The sequence below is a fragment of the Flavobacterium sp. 22659 genome (assembly GCF_052044235.1).
Lineage (GTDB): Bacteria > Bacteroidota > Bacteroidia > Flavobacteriales > Flavobacteriaceae > Flavobacterium > Flavobacterium johnsoniae.
This window is the reverse complement of sequence record NZ_JBQEMU010000027.1, coordinates 46333-62209: the sequence shown is the minus strand read 5'-3', so window position 1 is coordinate 62209 and position 15877 is coordinate 46333. Positions and strand designations below refer to the sequence as shown.

Genomic DNA, 15877 nt, shown 5'->3' with positions numbered 1-15877 from the left:
TTTAAGAATTAATATATGTTAATAACGTAAGTTGTTACAATTATATTATTTTTGGAAAATAAATTTTTTTCATGGAGAAATTGATTCCTTTTACTGTCAATGATTTGGCAAAAGTCACAAATCATCGTAGTGGTGAAATAAAATTCGGAGAAAAAATGATTGTTTTGCCGAAAGATGCAGACAAAATCAAATTTTTACAAGAATCTGAGGCGAAGTATGTTCTTTTGGGAATCCCGGAAGACATTGGTGTGCGTGCGAATTATGGAAGGCCCGGAACAGCATCAGCGTGGGAAAACGCTATTAAAAGCATTGCAAATATTCAGCATAACCGCTTTTCAAAAGGCAGCCAGATTATAGTTTTAGGACAGCTTGATGTCTCTGCAGAAATGCGCGACGTCGAAAACTTAGATTTTAATGACATTGACGACCGCTCTAAACTAAGCCAGCTGGTAGAAAAAATAGACAAAGAAGTTTCGCATATTATTTTTACTATAATGAAAGCCGGCAAAACCCCTATTATTATTGGAGGCGGACATAATAATGCTTACGGAAATATTAAAGGTTCGGCTTTAGCCAAAGGAAAACCAATAAATGCCGTAAATTTTGATGCGCATTCTGATTTTAGAATTCTGGAAGGACGCCACAGCGGCAACGGGTTTTCGTATGCGTATGAAGAAGGTTTTCTAAAAAAATATTTCATTTTCGGACTTCACGAAAACTATACTTCAAAAAGTGTTTTAGACCTTATTAAAAAACTGGAAGACCGCGTGCGTTATAATACTTATGACAGCGTAAATATTCGTAAGGAAAAAGATTTTACCCGCGAAATGGCTCTTGCGCTAGAGTTTATAAAAACAGATGCTTTTGGAATTGAGATTGATCTCGACGCTATTCCTAATATTGCCAGCAGTGCTATGACGATCAGCGGGTTTTCGGTAGAAGAATTACGTCAGTTTATTTCGTTTTTCGGACAGCATAAAAATGCTGCGTATTTACATATCTGCGAAGGTGCTCCAGATTTAGCCGATTCTCCAAATAACAATTTAATTGGAAAATTAATTGGGTATTTAGTAACTGATTTTATTAAAGCAAATAACGAAAAAGAGAAATTAGCTTGAAGAACAGCCGGCTTAAAACCACACATTTTCCAAATAATACAAGATTCAAACAGCCGATTGACTGAATAAACCTATCTTTGCACAGAATTTAGTACTTAAAACTAAAATTCTTAATTACTAAGATATGTTATTCGAAGATTTATCACTCTCAAAAAGTATACAAAAAGCCGTATTTGAAGAAGGCTATTTAAATCCCACTCCTATTCAGGAAAAATCTATTCCGATTGTTTTAGCCGGAAGGGATTTAATTGGCTGTGCGCAGACAGGAACAGGAAAAACAGCGGCATTTGCGATTCCAATTATACATCAATTACACCGAATTGTAGGTTCATCAAAAAAAGCCAAACAAATTCGCGCGCTTATTGTTACACCTACGCGTGAACTAGCAGTACAGATTGGGCAGAGTTTTGACACCTATTCTAAATATACCAATTTAACGCAATTAACTATTTTTGGAGGTGTTTCTCAAAACCCTCAGGTTGATGCTTTAAAAAATGGTGTTGATGTTTTGGTGGCAACTCCGGGCCGATTATTAGATTTACACAAACAAGGTTTTCTTGATTTAAATCATCTGCATACATTGGTTTTAGATGAAGCAGATCAAATGCTGGATATGGGTTTTATAAACGATGTAAAAAAGATCGTAAAACTTACGCCTAAAAACAGACAAACTTTATTATTCTCTGCAACAATGCCACTTGCAATTCGCGAATTGGCAGAAATGTTCTTGCAGGATCCTGAAAAAGTTGAAGTTTCTCCGGTTTCATCAACTGCAGAAAACGTAGAGCAGCGTGTTTATTTTGTTGATAAAACAGAAAAAAGAAACCTGCTTTATCGTTTAATTAAGGAAGAAAATTTATCAAACGTATTGGTTTTTTCGAGAACCAAACATGGTGCAGATAATGTTGTAAAAGCGCTTCGCAAAAAAGATATTCCTGCAGAAGCCATTCACGGAGACAAATCGCAAAATGCGAGACAGCGTGTTCTGGATGCTTTTAAAAACAAAGAAGTCGGCGTTCTGGTTGCTACAGATATTGCAGCAAGAGGAATCGATATTGAGCAGCTGCCTTATGTTATCAATTTTGATTTACCAAACATTCCTGAAACTTATGTACACCGAATTGGCCGTACAGGACGTGCAGGAAACGGCGGTATTGCAATTTCTTTCTGCGGTAAAGACGAAGAGCCTTACTGGAAGGATATTAAGAAATTAATAAAAGTAGATGTAAAAATTATTACAGATCATCCTTATCCATGGCATTCAGGAAGTCCTGAAGCAGGAGAAAAACCTAAAAATTCAAACAGAAGCGGCGGTGCTCACAAATCGAGAAAATCAAGTGCTTCAAAACAAAATAAAAAACGCTGGTATTAAAAACCAGCGTTTTTCGCTTCTATTATTAAGTAATTTATAATCTTAAACAATTTTACAGGCTCAAAAGGCTTTACAATAATATCATTCATTCCTGATGAAAGTGCTTCATCTGTAATTTCATCTTTATCAAAAGCAGTCAACGCGACTATAGGCGTTTTTACTCCCAGCAGCCGAATGCGTTTTGTAGCTTCAAAACCGTTCATTAACGGCATATTAATATCCATTAAAATAAGATCAAATCTTTCTTTCTCTAATATTGTAAGCGCTCCAAAACCGTCATCAACGACTTTGCAGACAAAATTATTTTTTTCGATAATCTTTTTCGTAACCAGCTGGTTAATTAGATTATCTTCTACAATAAGAATTTTATAAATTTCGCTTGATGTTAAATCCACCTCTATATCTTCAATTATTTTTTTTGTTTTTTGAGGATCATGTTCAAACGGAATTACAAATGAAAATGCAGTTCCTGCACCTAAATCACTTTCCAGTGTAATTGTACTTCCAAAAAGTCCCAATAATCGTTTTACTATACTTAAACCTAATCCCGTTCCCTGATAATCTTCATCTTTTCGTCCTACCTGAACGAATTTTTCGAATATTTTATTTTGATCTACAGCAGCAATTCCAACTCCGTTATCTCTTATCAAAAAATCCAGATAGTATAATTTTCCTTCTATCTTATGTAGTTTAACGATAATATCAACTTCCCCGTTTTTTGTAAACTTTAGCGCATTGCTCACTAAATTCATTAAAATCTGACCCAGTCGAAGTTTATCACCAATTAAATACTCCGGAATATAATCGTCTATTTCAACATTAATTTTGTTATTATTTTTTTGAGATAGAAAAGAAAGTGAATTTTTGATCATTGTTATTTCATCTGAAATATTAAATGTCAAGCTTTCTAAAACTACTTTGTTTTCTTCAATTTTATTAATTTGAAGAATATCGTTAACTAAGGAAAGTAAATATCGTGCCGAAAATTTTAAAGCACTTAAATGCTGGCTCTGCGATAATTCTTTATGTTCTTCAAGAAGCATATTTGTTATTCCTACCACACCATACAGCGGTGTGCGCAATTCGTGGCTTATAGTCGAAATAAATTGAGTTTTGAGTAATGAGGCTTCTTCTGCAATTTCTTTTGCCTCTAAAAGCTCTAAATTGTGTTTTTTCTTAAAACCTATATTCTTAATCAGCGTTACAATTAAAAAAAGTAAGATTAGAGACGTGAGTATAAACAGGATTACAATAATTCTTGATTTTTTAAGACTTTGAGACTGTGATGTTTTTTCATTTTCAATTTTGTCAATCTGTCTTTTATATTCGTCCAGCTCTAAATTGAATCCGGCAATTGATGCTTTTTTTAATTTTTCCTGATTATAAAGCTCCTCTGTAATTTCATTAAACTTTACAAGATGCTTATAAGCCTCTTTATAATTCTTTATTTTGGTTAAGAATTTTGAATATTCTAAATGTGTATAAGACAAATCCGATTTTTCATCGCTGTTTTCTCCGGCGGCAATTGCTTTTAAAAAATAAGAATTCGCGGCTGTATTTTCGTTTTTGTAACTGGAATACATTCCGTTCAGCATATACACAATAATTTCTGTTGAAGCATCTCCGTATTTTTCAACATGATCGCCAACAAATTTTAAGTACGGATATCCTGCATCAAATCTTCCAATATCAAAATAAGCCCAGGCAATATTGACATTGGTAAAATAAATCTGATCGCTGTTGTTTGTTTTTAAACTATAAGCAATTGATTTTTGGTAATAATCTATCCCTTTATCAAACTGCTTTTTTTCGAAACAATAAATGTTTCCTATATTGTTGTGAAGACTGTATTTTAAAGAATCGTTGTCTGTTTTATTTGCGTAGTATAAACCTTTGTTGTAAAAGAAAAGGGCTTTATCAATTTCTGATAATTCGTTATAATTTCCGGCAATAACTTTGTATGCCTTTGCAATTAAATTATCATTTTTTGCTGCTGTGGCATAATTTAATGCTACACGTGAAGTAATGAGAGATCTTTCGAAATTGGAGTCTTTAAAATCATCCCAGGCCTCCTTAATTAATCTGTTTATCCGGGCTTCTGAAACCGGTTCAGATTGTGCTACGGCAAAATTGCTGAAACAATTCAGAAATAGCAGTGTAAATAAAAAAATCCGTATGTGGGGCATCAATCGGCTAATTTTATCAAATATACACTTAAAAATAAAAAAAAGCCGTATTTCCTATAAAAATACAGCTTTTCTTTTCGGTTATCTTGTATTGTTTTCTCTAAAAAAAACAATTAGTTTTCTATTACATTTTCGGCAGTATCATTGCCTTCCCACTGCCCTACAACCGAAGTTGCCAAAGCATTTCCTAAAACATTGGTTGCACTTCTAAACATATCGCAGAAATGGTCAATTGGTAAAATTAAAGCAATACCTTCAACCGGAATATCAAACATACCGCAGGTAGCTGCAACAACAACTAAACTTGCTCTTGGCACTCCCGCAATTCCTTTACTGGTAAGCATTAAAACCAACAGCATTGCCATTTGAGTTCCTAAATCTAAATGTACATTATAAAACTGTGCAATAAAAATACTCGCAAAAGTCATGTACATCATACTGCCGTCCAAATTGAAAGAATAGCCAAGCGGCAGCATAAAAGAAACGATTCTGTCTTTTACACCAAAACTTTCTAATTCTTCTGTTAATTTAGGAAAAACAGCTTCTGAACTTGTTGTACCAAAAGCAATTGCCAAAGGCCCAATGATACGTCTTAAAAGCTCGACCATTCTTTTTCCCAAGAAAATAAAACCAACTGCAATTAACACAACCCATAAAGTTCCAATTCCTAATAAAAATGATCCAAAAAACTTGAAATACGTAATTAATAATTCTTCAGCATCACGAATGGCAAAAACCGCTGCAATGGCTCCAAAAACTCCAATTGGAGCGAAGTTCATTACATAATTTACCATTTTAAGAACGATATGCGAAATTTTATCTAAAGCTCCAATTACCGGTTTAACAGTGTTGCCTAAAGATGCAGCTGCTAATCCGAAGAAAATAGAAAATATTACAATTTGTAGAATCTCGTTGGTTGCCATTGCTTCAATAATACTTTTTGGAACAATATGCTCAACGAAGTTTTCAAATGATAAGTTTTGAGTTTTAGCGGTTACTTCAGATGCCGAAGCCATATCTACATGGCTTAATTTTAAACCTACTCCAGGCTCTAAAATATTTACATAAAACAACCCAATTAACAATGAGATAAAAGAAGCTGTAAAAAACCATCCAAGCGCTTTTCCTCCAATTCTTCCTACTGTTTTTATATCTCCCAGTTTTGCAATTCCCACAATTAAAGTGGTAAAAACCAAAGGAGAAATAATCATTTGCACCAAACGGATAAAAATAGTCGCAAGCATTTTAATTTTTGTGCTGAATGACTGCGCTGCTTCAGGTGAAATTGAGTTATGCAGAATAATTCCCAGCGTTGCGCCAAGAACCATTGCAATTAAAATCTGCCCTGTAAGTCCTGTTAAAAATGATTTTTTCTTAGTTTCTGTTACTTGCATTAATTTGTTTTTTAATTATTAAAATATAAGACCCTCACTGCCTTACTTTTATTAATATGTTTTGTTGATTAAATAAAAATCTGCCAAAACAATCGCAGCCATCGCCTCAACGATGGGTACTGCACGAGGCACCACGCACGGATCATGACGTCCTTTTCCGGTCATTGGTGTAATATTACCTTTATTATCTAAAGAATCCTGAGTCTGCATAATAGTCGCAACAGGTTTAAAAGCAACTCTGAAATAAATATCCATTCCGTTGCTTATTCCGCCCTGGATTCCTCCTGAAAGATTTGTTTTTGTCGTTCCGTCTGGATTGTATAAATCGTTGTGTTCGCTTCCTTTCATTTCAGAACCAGAGAAACCGCTTCCATATTCAAAACCTTTCACGGCATTGATAGAAAGCATTGCTTTTCCTAATTCAGCATGTAATTTATCAAAAACAGGCTCGCCTAAACCAACAGGAACATTTTGAATTACACACGAAACAACTCCTCCTACAGTATCTCCTTGTTTGCGGATATCACGAATATATTCTTCCATAATAGCTGCTGATTTTTCATCAGGGCAGCGAACCGGATTGCTTTCGATTTTAGAAAAATCTAAATCCTGATAAGGTGTTTCTAAATGAATAGGACCTACAGAAGAAACATAAGCATTAATTTTAATTTCAGGAAGCATTTGTTTTGCAATTGCTCCTGCTACTACTCTGCTGGCTGTTTCACGTGCAGAACTTCTTCCGCCTCCGCGATAATCACGAAAACCGTATTTTTGGTCATATACATAATCAGCATGACTTGGTCTGTAATTATCTTTTATATGAGAGTAATCATCTGATTTTTGATTGGTATTAGGAATAATAAAACCAATTGGAGTTCCTGTAGTTTTACCTTCAAATATTCCTGATAGAAACTGAACCGCGTCTGGTTCTTTTCTTTGTGTTACGATAGCCGATTGTCCTGGTTTTCTACGGGACATTTCAACTTCAATCGCTTCGAAATCAAGTTCTATTCCTGATGGACATCCGTCTATAATACCGCCTAGAGCTTCACCATGAGATTCTCCAAATGTAGTAACTTTATATAGGGTGCCGTAGCTGTTTCCTGCCATTGTAAATTGTTTTGAGCAAATGTAAGTTTTATGAATTAAATTAAAAAATTAAAAATTGGTAATATTAATTAAAGATTAAACAGTTTAAAAATCACAATTTATTAAAATTGACCTCAAATTAGTAACCTTTTCATAAAATAAATCCAGCAAGATTTTCTTTCATTTGTGGAACTTCAAATTAAGAAAAATTGAAAAAACGAAATGTCGAATTGGTCATTATTTCTGATGTCCATTTGGGAACTTACGGAAGTCACGCCAAAGAGCTAAACAATTACTTATCAACCATTAAACCAAAAACCTTAGTCCTAAACGGAGATATTATTGATGCCTGGCAGTTTAGAAAATCTTATTTTCCAAAAGCCCATTTAAGAGTTATCCAACGCATTATAGGAATGGCTTCAAAAGGTACAAAAGTGTATTATATTACCGGAAATCACGATGAGATTCTTCGTAAATTCAGTGATATGAACATGGGTAATTTTTCTTTGGTCGATAAATTAGTTTTAGAATTAGACGACAAAAAGGCGTGGATTTTTCATGGAGATGTTTTTGATGCTTCTGTACAACATTCTAAATGGATCGCAAAACTGGGAGGTTTAGGTTATGACTACTTAATCCTTATGAACCGATTTGCAAACTGGTGTCTTGCAAAATTAGGACGCGAGCCTTATTCATTTTCTAAAAAAATAAAAGCCAGTGTAAAAAAAGCAGTTAAATTTATCTCAGATTTTGAAACTACTGCAACTGATTTGGCTATCGAAAAAAATTACGATTATGTTATCTGTGGTCATATACACGAACCAAAAATACTTACCAAAGAAAACAAACACGGTTCTACTTTATATTTGAATTCTGGTGACTGGGTCGAAAATTTAACAGCTCTCGAATACCATAAAAAGCGCTGGAAATTATATTCGTACACACACAGTAATTTTACTGAAGAAGAAAATCTTTTTGAAATGGAAGATATTTTAACATCGCAGTTAATTTCAAATATTATTCTTAAAAAATAACACTAACCTGCATTATAAAGCACTGTAGACGTTGTTTTTAACTTTTCGGCCTATCGAAAATTCTAAAAAATGTGAATTATATAACAATTTCTAAAAATATTATACGTTCTTCATATACAAGGAAATCTAAATTTGAAAAAAATTAATTAACCATTTTATGAAGAAGATAATAGTATCTGCCATTATGCTTTTTGGATTTGCATTTACGGCACAATCACAAGAAATTTCAAAACACGCTCTAGGAATACGTTTAGGAGACAACAACGGATTTGGAGGTGAAGTATCATACCAATTAGGATTAAACCAAAAAAACAGACTTGAATTTGATTTAGGCTGGAGAAACAGCAGCGATGTTGACGCCATTAAAGGAGTTGCTCTTTATCAATGGGTTTGGAACATCGACGGCGGATTTAACTGGTACGCTGGTGTTGGAGGTGGATTAGCTGCCTGGGACCACGATTATTACAACAACAATTACAGATATAACGACAGCGGAACATATGTTTTTGCAGCTGGAGATATTGGTATAGAATATAGATTTAAGGAAGTGCCTATTACACTGTCATTAGATGCGAGACCTGAAATTGGTTCTGGATACTATGACGATGACAATTTTGGATTTGACGTTGGATTAGGAGTTAAATTCAGATTTTAATTAAAAATAAAAAATAATTGTAAGAAGAAACCTGTCGCTTTTAAACGACAGGTTTTTTTTATGTTTTAAAATAAAATGTATCAGGCTGAGCAAATTCAAAACCCAATTATGCAAAGATTACGTAACGATGGCTTCGACTTCGCTCAGCCTGACACTTAATATCTAACTAATAACTCTTTACTAATAACTAGTTACTAGTCACTCTTTACTAATAACTTACTTAATAATAATTTCTTTTTTAGAATGCACTTTTACTACCGTATAAGGATAAGAGATCATCTGCATTACCATTGCATCCGGAGACGGCGCATTTTCTTTAACTGTAATGATAATATTTTTATCTGTTTCTTCAACTTTTTCAACGCCAATAGAATAACCGCTGGTATTTTTTTCTCCCATGTTCAAAATAACATAGTTGGAATTATTAATATCAGCATCTTTCATTTTATGAGCCAAAAGCGGATCGTTTTGAAGCATTTTAATTTCATTAGGTTCTGTCAGGATTTCAAAAAATCTGATATTTCCGCCGCCGCTTGACTGTTCTGTTAAAACTTCATAAAGTGCCGTTGATGAAGCTGCTGTTTTTGATGCACCGCAGGAAACCAAAACAAAAATTACTAAAACCGAAATTACTTTTTTCATTACGTTCAAATTTTTAAATTATTGTTTTTATTCTTTATAATCGTCAATTGCTCTTTGATACAAAGCTTCATATTTTGGAAGAATGTTTTTAATATCAAAATTCTTCGCAACTTCTAAAGCATTTGCTTTAAACTCATTCAGTGTTTTGTCATCTTTTAATATCTTAATAGCATTGGCTGCCATTTCGTCAACATTTCCAACATCACTCAAATATCCGGAAACACCATCAAAATTAACCTCAGGCAATCCTCCTGAATTACTCGAAATAACCGGAACACCGCAAGCCATAGCTTCTAAAGCCGCTAATCCAAAACTTTCTGTTTCTGATGGAAGTAAAAACAAATCGGTCATGCATAAAATCTTGTCGATTTCATTACTGTTACCAAAGAAAATCACTTTATCGTAAATCCCTAGTTCCATGCACAAAACCTCTGCTTTTTCCTTTTCAGGACCATCGCCTACCATCATTAATTTAGCCGGCATTTCTTTCTGGATATTATAGAAAATCTTAATAATATCCGGAATACGTTTTACTTTTCTAAAGTTACTGATATGTGTTACGATTCTTTCATTTTCCTTTGCCATTACATATCTGTGGCAAGGCTCAGTTGGGTCTTTTCTAACTTTATCCAATTCAATAAAATTCGGGATTACCTTAATTTTATTCTTGATTTTGAATAATTTCAAAGTATCATCTTTCAAACTCTGCGAAACCGAAGTCACATAATCTGATTTATTGATACTAAAAGTTACCGCAGGTTTGTAAAACGGATGATTTCCTACAAGCGTAATATCAGTTCCGTGAAGTGTTGTAATCATTGGAAGATTAATTCCCTCATTCTTCAGCATTTGTTTTGCCATATATCCTGCATAAGCATGAGGAATTGCATAATGCACATGAAGAACTTCTATTTTATATAATTTCACCATGTCGACCAATTTGCTTGACAAAGCTAATTCATACGGCTGATAATGAAATAAAGGATATTCTGGAACGTTTACTTCGTGATAATGAACATTAGGATTTAAAAGTGCCAATCTTACCGGCTGGCTGTAAGTTATAAAGTGTATTTCGTGTCCGCGTCTGGCTAATTCGAGACCTAACTCAGTGGCTACTACACCACTACCACCAAATGTTGGATAACAAACTATTGCTATTTTCATGTATTAAATTTAATTCTACGAAAATACTCAAAAATAGCGTTGAATGGGTTGTTTAAATTGTTAGATTTTCGACAAAATTAGATTAATTCCAGTTAATAAATTTTAAGCAACGGGTTTAAACAACACGTATTCAAAACAAAAAAGGCACAGAACCTAAGTTTTGTGCCTTTTAAAAATAGTATAAATTTCTCTTAGAAAAATCTGCTGTGCCAGCTGTCAGCAGCAGGAACTTCCCAAGAGTCGTTGAATTCTTCGATATTGTTAACCAGATTATTGAAAACAATAGTATTCTCAGAAACTGATTTATCTTTTACCATTTTCTTGAAATCAATTAATGGTTTGTGTGCGATATGTTCTCCCAGTTTAAAAGTTACATTCATTTTATCAAGCAGATCAACGTTGTACTTTTTCTCTAATCCCTGAATAAATTCTACTGAACTATCAATAGAACAACCTGTCGCAGCCTGCACTTCCTGATTAACAGCTAATATTATAAAACGATTGTATTTAAGCAAAAAAGAAGCTTCAAGACTGGTTCCGTGTGCGGCCCATTCTTCTACAAAAGCTTTTAAATCGGTTTCGATTTCAGAAAACTCTTCCTCAGAAAATTTTCTGTTCGATTGGTAAATCCAGACTCTTGATTCACCAGGTAAATTTTCAAAAGGTATATACATTTTTAATTTTAGATTTTAGATTGTTGATTTTTTTGAATTGTTTTAGATTTCACGTTTCAAGTTTAAAAACTTAGCATCTTAGAACCTTAGCAACTCAAAATCTTTTATAAATCCTGTGCATTTGCAATTAATTCGGCAACGTCCATTACTTTTATCTCGCCTTCTTTATGCGCATGTTTAATACCATCTGTTAACATGGTGTTGCAAAATGGACAGCCGGCAGCAATAATATCCGGTTTTACTTCTAAAGCATCTTCTGTACGCAGAACATTTACTTCTTTGTTTCCAGGTTCGGCATCTTTAAACATCTGCGCACCGCCTGCACCACAGCATAATCCGTTTGCTTTAGAACGTTTCATTTCAACTAATTCAACGTCTAGTTTCTCAATTAAATCTCTAGGTGCTTCGTAAACTTTATTAGCTCTTCCTAAATAACAAGGATCGTGAAAAGTAATTTTCTTTCCTTTAAACTGTCCGCCTTCAACTGTAAGTCTTCCGTCATTTATTAATGATTTCAGGAATTCTGTATGATGAATAACTTCATAGTTTCCTCCTAATTCAGGATATTCATTTTTTAAGGTATTAAAACAATGCGGACAAGCGGTAACGATTTTTTTTGCTTCATAAGCATTTAAAACCTCAATATTCATCATGGCCTGCATTTGAAACAAAAATTCATTTCCGGCTCTTTTTGCAGGATCTCCAGTACAGCTTTCTTCTGTACCCAAAACCGCAAAAGAAACATTGGTACGGTTTAAAATACGCACAAATGCTTTCGTAATTTTTTTTGCTCTATCATCAAAACTTCCTGCACAGCCTACCCAAAACAACACTTCTGGTTGTTTTCCTTCGGCCAGCATTTCTGCCATTGTTGGTACTACTAAACTTTCTGACATTTCTTTTTGTTTAATCGTTGATTTGTTCAATTGTTTAATCGGCAGTTCCTCGAATCCTAAGTACGATTAAACGAATTAACGATTAACCGATTAAACTATATCTTTTCTAGTTCTCGTTTTTCCAATTTAATCGGTCCTGCTGGCTGTACTGCCAAGGCGCTCCGTTATTTTCAATATTAGTCATCATAGCATTTAATGACATTGGCGCAGCGCTCTGCTCCATCACTAAATAACGACGCATATCCATAATAATAGACAATGGACTAATATTTACAGGACATTCTTCTACACAGGCATTGCATGAAGTACAAGCCCATAGTTCTTCCGGAGTAATGTAATCGTTTAATAATGTTTTATTATCTGGAACAAAAACACCTTTATTGGCATCAATATTTTTTCCAACTTCCTGAAGACGGTCTCTTGTATCCATCATAATTTTACGCGGAGACAATTTTTTACCTGTTTGGTTTGCCGGACAAGATGACGTACAACGTCCGCATTCTGTACAAGTATATGCATTTAAAAGCTGTACCCAGTTTAAATCCTGGACATCGCTTGCTCCAAATTTACTCGGCGCTGCATTTTCGTCAACAGGAGCTGCAGCAAACGGATCAGCATTTGGGTCCATCATTAATTTAACTTCTTTTGTAACTGAAGCTAAATTATCAAACTGTCCTTCTGGTTTTAAATTCGCAAAATAAGTGTTTGGGAACGCTAACAGGATATGAAGGTGTTTTGAGAAGTATAAATAGTTCATAAAAATCAAAATACCAATTATATGAAGCCACCAAAATGTTTCAAATAATATTACAACCAATTCGTTTGACATTCCGTTAAAAATTGGAGCAATAAACTGGCTTATCGGGAAACTTCCTGCTTTATGAAAAACTCCTCCCGGAACGTTTTGCAAATGAAGATCTGAAGCGTTCATTAACAAAAACAAAATCATTAAAACGGTTTCAAAATACAAAATATAATTTGCATCGCTTTTTGGAAATCCTGTTAAATCAGAATGTATAAAACGTTTTAACCTGATGAAGTTTCTTCTAAGCCAAAAAACCGTAACGGCAAAAATTACAAGTATTGCCAATATTTCAAATGAAGCAATTAAAACATCATAGACTACGCCTAAATAAGGTGCAAAAATTCTATGAGTTCCAAATAACCCATCGATTATAATTTCGAGTAATTCGATATTAATAATTATGAAACCTACATATACAAAAATATGCAGTATTCCGGCAACAGGGCGTCTCACCATTCTTGACTGCCCAAGAGCAATCAATGCCATGTTTTTCCAACGAGCTTTAGGATTATCTTTTCGATCTACATCAACTCCCAGATTAATGTTTCGGATGATCTTTTTCACGCTCGCTGCAAAAAAGCCGAAACCTACTATAAGAAGTATGGCAAATAAAATATTATCTAAATAACTCATTTACAATTATTTTTTATCAGTTGAGTTTGTATTTTCTGTTGGTGCTACGTAAGGTTTATTTTTCTTTCCGAAAAGAGAAACGTTTACGTAACGAGTTGGATAAAGTCTCACATCTTGCAGCAGCAATTCAAGTTCTTTTGAAGTTTTTGCTAAATTATTGTACAAGGCATCATCGTTTAATAATTTTCCAGCTGTACCTTTTCCAGAATTCAAGTTAGCCATTAAACCGTCAACTTTCGCTAATGTCTGGTTTAAATTACGAACCGTTTTTCCTAAATCAGCTTTGTTTAACGAGTCAGAAATTTTATTAAAGTTGTTTGATACTTTATTAAAGTTAGAAACCATTCCGTTAATCTGTCCTTTGTTTGTATCAAGAATATTGTTTAAACTGCCTGAAGCTTTATGGAACTGCGCCATAGTCTGACTTAATTCAGCAATTGTTTTCTTTAGATTTTCTTGTGTATTTTTATCCAAAGTATTATTCAATCCTGTAACCAGAACATCAATATTTACAAGCATTTTATCCAGTTTTTGCTGAATTGGCTCAATTTTTCCTCCTAAAGATTCTGTTAATCCAAGTTCAACAGTAGAGGCTAATTTCTCCCCATCTTCTGCTAAATTTTTATCAGTAAAATTTGGAACAATTTTAATTTGTTTTCCGGCGATTAAACTTGGAGAATAAATTACTGCTGTACTTGTTTTTGAAATTGGAAAATCTGTTTTTAATTGAAGTTCTACTAATAATTTTCCTGTTACTTCATCGATTGTGATTTTATTCACTTTACCAATAGCAAGTCCGTTAAGTGTTACTGGTGCTGAAAGAGATAAATCTTCAACATTATCATATTCAGCATATAAGATTGTATAATTAGTAAAAAGATCTTTGCCCTTTAAAAAGCTGTATCCCCAAATAAATAATAGTATTGATGCGATGACTAAAATAGCCGTTTTAATTTCTCTTGTTACTTTCAAAATTCTTAGTGTTTGTTACAAAATTAATATAAATATTCGAACTTGTGACGATTATTTGATCGCGTCCTGAATACTAATCTTTTCTCCGTCTTTGGTTGCAACTAAAAAGGAAGCGCCATACCCTTTACTTTTAGCCTCTTCCAGATATTTCTTTGCAGTTTCATAATCTGAAGTTTCCTGATAGAAGTACTTATATATATTGTTTTCAAATAACATAGTTACATTTTTTAGTCCTTTAAAGTTTTTTGGCTCCAATGGTGTTTTTTTAATACTTGCAATTAGCTGTACTTTAAAAAAAGTTCCTTTTGGTGCATTTTTAGTTACTGCAGCCGGAGCAGTTGTTTTTGGTTTTGCGGGAGTAGTATCTCTTATGGGCCGACTATCGTCTGACTCACCTCCTGAACCAAAATACTCTCTTTTATAACTCAGAATTGCTTCTGCAATAGCTTTTGCTATATCATCCTGACCTTCTTCAGAATTTAGAATATTACCTTCCGTTGGGTTAGAGACAAATCCCGTTTCTACTAAAACTCTTGGCATGTATGCTTTGTGAAGTACCATGAAAGGTGCTTGTTTTACACCTCCCTGACGAAGTTTTTTACCTAATTTTTCAAAATTATCTTCGATTTTAGTTGCCAGGGAAATACTATTATCCAAATATTCTTCCTGCATCAACGTCATTCCAATCATAGATTCTGGCGAATTTGGGTCGAAACCTTCGTATTTTCGTTTATAATCTTTCTCTAAAGTAATAACAGAGTTCTCTTTTTTCGCTGCTTCAAGATTCGAGGCAACTTTACTCAAACCCATTACATAAGTTTCGGTTCCGTCTGCAGCTGTATTTTTGTTAGCGTTACAGTGAATAGAAACAAAAATATTTGAATTTGCTCTGTTGGCAATATTAGCTCTTTCGACCAAATCCACGAAAACATCTGTTTTACGAGTATAAATTACATTAACATTTGGATTAAGCTCTAAAATTTTCCCCACTTTTAAAACAATTGCTAAGGCAATATTTTTTTCAATCCGGCCGCTGTAAACAGCGCCAAAGTCATGATCTCCGTGTCCGGCATCAAGTGTTACTTTAAAAACATTTGATTGACTATATGAGCAAAATGACAATATCGTTAGAAAAAAAGTAAAGATTACCTTAATTTTGTTTAAACCATTCATAAATCTAAAAGTTAATTTTAATAAAATGCAGCTGTTATAATTTTTACAATTGATTATTTTTGCCAAAAAA

At 33.7% G+C, this 15877-nt stretch carries 14 protein-coding genes; 4 read left to right on the top strand and 10 right to left on the bottom strand.

Translation table 11 applies throughout. The annotated features are described in order from the left end of the window. Positions 1-71: 71 nt before the first annotated feature. Positions 72-1118, top strand: coding sequence for a formimidoylglutamase (locus ACTJIW_RS21425; protein ID WP_012026537.1), 1047 nt, complete (start codon positions 72-74; stop codon positions 1116-1118). Between the two features lie 124 nt (positions 1119-1242). Beyond that, positions 1243-2490: a DEAD/DEAH box helicase gene (locus ACTJIW_RS21420; RefSeq protein ID WP_073408368.1), complete on the top strand. Its 1248-nt coding sequence runs from the start codon at positions 1243-1245 to the stop codon at positions 2488-2490. Here the strand turns inward: ACTJIW_RS21420 and ACTJIW_RS21415 are convergent. The 3 genes from ACTJIW_RS21415 to aroC all read right to left on the bottom strand — a co-directional run bounded on the left by ACTJIW_RS21415 (position 2487) and on the right by aroC (position 7180). Then, positions 2487-4676 (bottom strand): response regulator, encoded by a 2190-nt coding sequence (locus ACTJIW_RS21415; protein ID WP_012026539.1) that lies wholly within the window; start codon positions 4674-4676, stop codon positions 2487-2489. The two genes, ACTJIW_RS21420 and ACTJIW_RS21415, sit on opposite strands and share 4 nt — an antisense overlap. 113 nt (positions 4677-4789) lie before the next feature. Continuing rightward, the gene (locus tag ACTJIW_RS21410; RefSeq protein ID WP_149206674.1) at positions 4790-6070 is read right to left on the bottom strand and encodes a dicarboxylate/amino acid:cation symporter; all 1281 of its coding nucleotides are present in this window, start codon (positions 6068-6070) and stop codon (positions 4790-4792) included. Between the two features lie 51 nt (positions 6071-6121). Continuing rightward, positions 6122-7180 carry a chorismate synthase gene (aroC, locus tag ACTJIW_RS21405; protein ID WP_440715840.1) on the bottom strand — a complete coding sequence of 353 codons (1059 nt, stop codon included), beginning with the start codon at positions 7178-7180 and terminating at the stop codon, positions 6122-6124. Between the two features lie 188 nt (positions 7181-7368). On the opposite strand from aroC, the gene ACTJIW_RS21400 reads away from it, so the two are divergent. Both ACTJIW_RS21400 and ACTJIW_RS21395 read left to right on the top strand, forming a co-directional pair. Next, positions 7369-8193, top strand: a complete 825-nt coding sequence (locus ACTJIW_RS21400) for a UDP-2,3-diacylglucosamine diphosphatase (protein ID WP_073408370.1) — start codon at positions 7369-7371, stop codon at positions 8191-8193. A gap of 157 nt (positions 8194-8350) precedes the next feature. Next, entirely contained in the window at positions 8351-8848 is a 498-nt protein-coding gene (locus tag ACTJIW_RS21395) for a hypothetical protein (protein ID WP_073408371.1), read from the top strand. A 216-nt stretch (positions 8849-9064) separates the two neighbouring features. Here the strand turns inward: ACTJIW_RS21395 and ACTJIW_RS21390 are convergent, their stop codons facing one another. The 7 genes from ACTJIW_RS21390 to ACTJIW_RS21360 form a co-directional block, all read right to left on the bottom strand. Beyond that, entirely contained in the window at positions 9065-9490 is a 426-nt protein-coding gene (locus tag ACTJIW_RS21390) for a protease complex subunit PrcB family protein (RefSeq protein ID WP_012026544.1), read from the bottom strand. A 27-nt stretch (positions 9491-9517) separates the two neighbouring features. After that, complete coding sequence (gene bshA, locus ACTJIW_RS21385) at positions 9518-10654, bottom strand: N-acetyl-alpha-D-glucosaminyl L-malate synthase BshA (protein ID WP_073408372.1); 1137 nt, start codon at positions 10652-10654, stop codon at positions 9518-9520. Positions 10655-10845: 191 nt separating this feature from the next. Beyond that, positions 10846-11328 carry an ABC transporter ATPase gene (locus ACTJIW_RS21380; RefSeq protein ID WP_440715841.1) on the bottom strand — a complete coding sequence of 161 codons (483 nt, stop codon included), beginning with the start codon at positions 11326-11328 and terminating at the stop codon, positions 10846-10848. A 104-nt stretch (positions 11329-11432) separates the two neighbouring features. Further along, on the bottom strand, positions 11433-12224 hold the full coding sequence (locus ACTJIW_RS21375) for a (Fe-S)-binding protein (protein ID WP_012026547.1): 792 nt from the start codon (positions 12222-12224) through the stop codon (positions 11433-11435). Between the two features lie 106 nt (positions 12225-12330). Then, the gene (locus tag ACTJIW_RS21370; RefSeq protein ID WP_012026548.1) at positions 12331-13662 is read right to left on the bottom strand and encodes a (Fe-S)-binding protein; all 1332 of its coding nucleotides are present in this window, start codon (positions 13660-13662) and stop codon (positions 12331-12333) included. Between the two features lie 6 nt (positions 13663-13668). Continuing rightward, on the bottom strand, positions 13669-14634 hold the full coding sequence (locus ACTJIW_RS21365) for an MlaD family protein (RefSeq protein ID WP_012026549.1): 966 nt from the start codon (positions 14632-14634) through the stop codon (positions 13669-13671). A 51-nt stretch (positions 14635-14685) separates the two neighbouring features. Further along, positions 14686-15807: an N-acetylmuramoyl-L-alanine amidase family protein gene (locus ACTJIW_RS21360; RefSeq protein ID WP_012026550.1), complete on the bottom strand. Its 1122-nt coding sequence runs from the start codon at positions 15805-15807 to the stop codon at positions 14686-14688. Between the last annotated feature and the right edge of the window lie 70 nt (positions 15808-15877).